The organism is Gordonia sp. (in: high G+C Gram-positive bacteria) (assembly GCF_012515855.1).
Taxonomy (GTDB): domain Bacteria; phylum Actinomycetota; class Actinomycetes; order Mycobacteriales; family Mycobacteriaceae; genus Gordonia.
On record NZ_JAAYXO010000132.1, the window covers coordinates 1 to 4,560 of the forward strand.

At 67.3% G+C, this 4,560-nt stretch carries 4 protein-coding genes and 1 pseudogene; all 5 read left to right on the forward strand.

Going from position 1 to position 4,560, the window contains the following annotated elements:
- Positions 1-346: 346 nt before the first annotated feature.
- Positions 347-1,246, forward strand: a complete 900-nt coding sequence (gene efeU, locus GX543_RS09900; RefSeq protein ID WP_290851687.1) for an iron uptake transporter permease EfeU — start codon at positions 347-349, stop codon at positions 1,244-1,246.
- Between the two features lie 42 nt (positions 1,247-1,288).
- Positions 1,289-2,506: an iron uptake system protein EfeO gene (gene efeO / locus GX543_RS09905; protein WP_290851689.1), complete on the forward strand. Its 1,218-nt coding sequence runs from the start codon at positions 1,289-1,291 to the stop codon at positions 2,504-2,506.
- A 28-nt stretch (positions 2,507-2,534) separates the two neighbouring features.
- Positions 2,535-3,842 (forward strand): iron uptake transporter deferrochelatase/peroxidase subunit, encoded by a 1,308-nt coding sequence (gene efeB / locus GX543_RS09910; RefSeq protein WP_290851691.1) that lies wholly within the window; start codon positions 2,535-2,537, stop codon positions 3,840-3,842.
- A 52-nt stretch (positions 3,843-3,894) separates the two neighbouring features.
- Complete coding sequence (locus GX543_RS09915) at positions 3,895-4,302, forward strand: TIGR02611 family protein (RefSeq protein ID WP_290851690.1); 408 nt, start codon at positions 3,895-3,897, stop codon at positions 4,300-4,302.
- A 42-nt stretch (positions 4,303-4,344) separates the two neighbouring features.
- Positions 4,345-4,560 (forward strand): annotated as a pseudogene (locus GX543_RS09920) (hypothetical protein); the annotation flags it as partial.

A 4,560-nucleotide genomic window follows, 5' to 3' on the forward strand; every position in this document is an offset into this window, starting at 1 on the left:
ACCTTCCTGCTCGGGTCACCTTCTCCCCATCCTTCGTTCCACCGCGTTTGCGCGGCTCACCCGCCTCGGGCCGCGAACCAGCGTCCCACATCACCTGCATAACTCCGAAGTCGACGACCGAGTTCCCGAGCCTCGTCGGATGTGACGCAGATCCGTCGGTCCGGCGACCCAAATCGAACCGGGCACTTCGCCCCATATCGTGCGCATTCCGGCATCGATGCAGCTAGATCACCGAATCCGATGAGGCGAGCCTCACCACAGTTGCGTTATTCTTTTCCGGTTGGTCACGACTCCGCTCATCTGAGCCCAGCCTTGGCTCACAACAACGGTGTGTGGAAGGAGACCGATGACATCGTTCATCGCCCAGGGCGGCCCGTCGGTGGTCACCCAGATGGTCGGCAGCGGGCTGATCGGCATTCGCGAGGGACTCGAGGCGGGCATCGTCGTGATGGTGCTCATCGCGTTCGCGGTGAAATCGGAGCGCCGCGACGCCCTCAAGTGGATCTGGCTGGGCGTCGCCGCAGCCCTGACCATGATGATCGCGACCTTCCTGATCATTCAGTTCGGGTCGTCGACCATCTCCTCGCTCTCCGCCGAACTCCTGGCGGGCATCGCGTCGTTGGTCGCGGTCGGCATCGTCACCTTCATGGTGCTGTGGATGCGCAAGGCGTCCGCGCACATGTCGGGCGACCTCAAATCCGGGCTGAGCGATGCGCTGGTCGCCGGCGGCGCGGCCGTCTTCGGGCTGGCCTTCCTCGCCGTCGGGCGCGAGGGACTGGAGACCGCCTTGCTGATGGTCGGGTACGCCGAGAGCGTCTCGGGCGGACTGTGGCCGCTGATCGGTCTGCTGCTGGGCATGTTGGTCGCCGTGGCGCTCACCTGGCTGCTGTACCAGGGCGCCATCAAGATCAACTTCGCCAAGTTCTTCACCTACACCGGGTACTTCCTGATCGTCGTCGCCGCGGGCATCCTCGCCTACGGCACCCGCGCATTGCAGGTCTACGGCTGGCTGCCCGGGCTGCACAACACCGCCTTCGACATCTCGTCCTGGTACGACCAGGGCTCCTGGTACGGCGTCATCCTGCAGGGCATCTTCAACTTCCGACCGGATCCCACCGTCCTCCAAGTGGTCGCGTGGGTCCTGTACGTGCTGATCGTCGGCGGTCTGTTCTACCTGCGCGGACGCACAACCGCGCCGAAGCCGGAGCCGACACCCGCGGTGCCTGTCCTCGACGACGCCGTCTGACCCTCGCCCCACCTTCCCCGAGTAGTTCCCGAAAGGAATCCCATGGCCAAGCTCTCTCCCGTTCTGCGGAACGTCGTCGTCCTCGGCGCCGTGGCCGTCACCCCGTTGGCCCTGGCCGCGTGCGAGGCGAAGTCCAGCAGTGACGGCGCCATCACCGTCAACTCGACCGACGACGCCTGCGAACTGTCGAGCACCGATCTGCAGACCGGCACCGCGAGCTTCGAGGTGACGAACGCGGGCGACAAAGTCACCGAGTTCTACGTCTACGGGCAGAACAATCGCGTCCTCGCCGAGGTGGAGAACATCGGCCCCGGCCTCAAGGGCAAGCTGAGCGTGGAGTTCGCCGAGCCCGGCGCCTACACCGTCGCCTGCAAGCCGGGCATGGTCGGCGCGGGTATCCGCCAGACGCTCGACGTGACCGGCGAGACTAAGGAGAAGAGCCAGGCGCCCGCCGACGTCGAGGCCGCGAAAGCGCGCTACCTCGACTACGTCCGCGGCCAGCTGAACGGCTTCCTCGCGCAGACCGAGACCTTCACCGCCGACGTCAAGAGCGGCAACCTCGACAAGGCGCGCAGCGAGTTCGGCCGGGTCCGCACCTTCTACGAGCGCGTGGAGCCGGTGGCCGAGTCGTTCCCGGACCTCGACCCGAAGATCGACATGCGCTGGGACGACACCGAGGACGGCAAGACCGAGTTCACCGGGTTCCACCGCATCGAGCGCTACCTGTTCCCGCCCAAGGCCGAGCAGATCGGTGAGGCCGAGGGCCAGGTGGCCCCGGCCGACGCCGCCAACGCCAAGACCGCCGACACCAAGGAGGCCATCGACAAGGTGGCCGACCAACTGGTCGCCGACGTCAAGGCGCTCAAGGCCGAGGTCGACAACCCGGACTTCCAGTTCGAGACCCAGATGTTCGTCCGCGGCCCGCAGGCGCTGATCGACGAGATCGCCAAGACCAAGGTCGGCGGCGAGGAGGACCGCTACAGCCACACCGACATGTGGGACATCGCGGCCAACATCGACGGCTCCGAGACCCTGATCGCCGAACTGCAGCCGATCATCGTCAAGCACGACCCGAAGCTGATGGACAAGATCACCGCGCAGTTCGCCGACGTCCGCACCTTCATCGAGCAGTTCCGCGAGGGCGACGGCTACGTCTCCTACGACAAGGTGACCGTCGAGCAGCGCCGTGAGCTCTCGGACAAGGTCGACGCGCTGTCGGCCACCCTCTCGATGGTGCCCGGCATCGTCATGCAGAAGTGAAAGAACGCAGCTAGTGAGTGAGCACGAAGTGGAGTCGACCGACGAGCCTCAGGCCCCGGTCGACGGCAAGCCCGGCGTCAGCCGTCGTACCGTCCTCGGTGCGGCGGGCGTCGGGGCGGTCGCGCTGGCCGGCGGTGTCGGGATCGGCGCGGCGGTCGCGGGCGCCACGGGACCCGAGCCCGATCGCATCGTCGCATTCCGCGGCGACCATCAGGCCGGAATCGTCACCGAGGCGCAGGACCGACTCCACTTCGCGGCATTCGACGTCATCACCGATTCGCGCGATGAGCTCATCGCGATGCTCAAGCGGTGGACAGCGGCCGCCGAGCGGCTGACCCGCGGGCAGGAGACTGAGCCCGACGGCGCGCTCGGCCTCGGCGAGTACCACCCGCCGTCCGACACCGGCGAGGCCCTCGGCCTCTCGCCCGCACACCTGACCCTGACCATCGGTTTCGGTCCCGGTCTGTTCGGTCCCAGCGCATCGGACCCGGAGCGCAAGGACCGGTTCGGAATCGCCCACCGCAAGCCCTCGGCCCTCGCCGATCTCCCGGCGTTCGCGCAAGAGAAGATCGAGCCGTCGCGCTCGTTCGGCGACATCTGCATCCAGGCGTGCGCCGACGACCCGCAGGTCGCGGTCCACGCCGTCCGCAACCTGGCCCGCATGGGCGTCGGCGTCGTCTCGGTGCGGTGGTCACAGCTCGGGTTCGGCCGCACGTCGGCCACCACGCGGTCACAGGACACTCCGCGCAACATGTTCGGCTTCAAGGACGGCACCGCCAACGTCCGCGCCGAAGACACCGACACCCTCGACGACTGGGTGTGGGTCGGCCCCGAAGACAACCCGCCGGCCGCGCAGTGGATGACCGGCGGCACCTATCTCGTCGCCCGCCGGATCCGAATGGACATCGAGCCCTGGGACCGCGCCAATCTCCTGGAACAGGAGAACATCGTCGGGCGCACCAAGGGCGAGGGCGCCCCGCTCGGTAAGGACTCCGAGTTCGACGAGCCCGACTTCCAGATCACCTCGTACGGATCACCGATCATTCCGGCCACCTCGCACGTGCGCCTGGCCCACCCGGACCAGAACAACGGCGCGCAGCTGCTGCGCCGCGGCTACAACTTCGCCGACGGCTCGGACGGCTTCGGCCACCTCGACGCCGGCCTGTTCTTCATCGCCTTCAACCGCGACACCTTCAAGCAGTTCGTGCCGATCCAGCACCAACTGTCGCGCAAGGACGCGATGACCGAGTACCTGATCCCCAACGGCTCGGCGAACTTCGCCATCCCGCCCGGGCTGAAGCCCGGCGAATGGTGGGGTCAGCACTTGTTCGCGTGACGGCGGACGGCACCCGCCTGCGCGCTCTGGCAGACTCGAAATCGTGCCAACCGTGAAGGATCGATTCAAGTCGCTCGGCGCCGCGTACCACCGTGTCCGCCACACTTCGCGGTACGGCTGGATCCTTCGATACGTCACGATCGTCGTCGGTTTCCTGGTGACCGCAGTCGGTGCGGTCACCATCCCGTACCCGGGGCCCGGGTGGGCACTCGTGTTCCTCGGGCTGCTGATCCTGTCGCAGGAACTCGAGTGGGCCGCGCGGCTGCGCCACCGGGCCATGGGATTGCTCAACAGTTTCTATTCCAGGTACATCGACGACAACCTGCTGGCCCAGATCATCCTCGGCATCGGCACATGCGCCATTGTCTTGGCCACGTTGTGGGTCACCGGCGCCCTCGACCTGGCTCAGGGCTGGTTCGGGCTCGAGTACGGGTGGCTGCAGTCTCCGCTGTTCGACTGACTGCGTCGATCGTCCCCGCGATGCGCGGCGTACGCTACTCGTGTGACGCAGCCACCGCACCCGGGCCAGCCGGGCCACCAGCCGTCGGGCCCGCAGTACGGTCAGCCCCAATACGGGCAGCCTGCCGGGATGCCGCAGCAGTACGGTCAGCCGTACCAAGGCCAACCGCAGCAGTACGGGCAGCAGGCCCCGCAGCAGTATGGTCAGCCCCAGCAGGGGCACCCCCAGCACGCCCAGCCCCAGTACGCGCAGCCCCAG

What these genes read in the sequence shown, in the direction of transcription:
- efeO (WP_290851689.1), top strand. Translation starts at nt 1,289, where the DNA reads ATGGCCAAGCTCTCTCCCGTTCTGCGGAACGTCGTCGTCCTCGGCGCC.
- efeU (WP_290851687.1), top strand. Translation starts at nt 347, where the DNA reads ATGACATCGTTCATCGCCCAGGGCGGCCCGTCGGTGGTCACCCAGATG.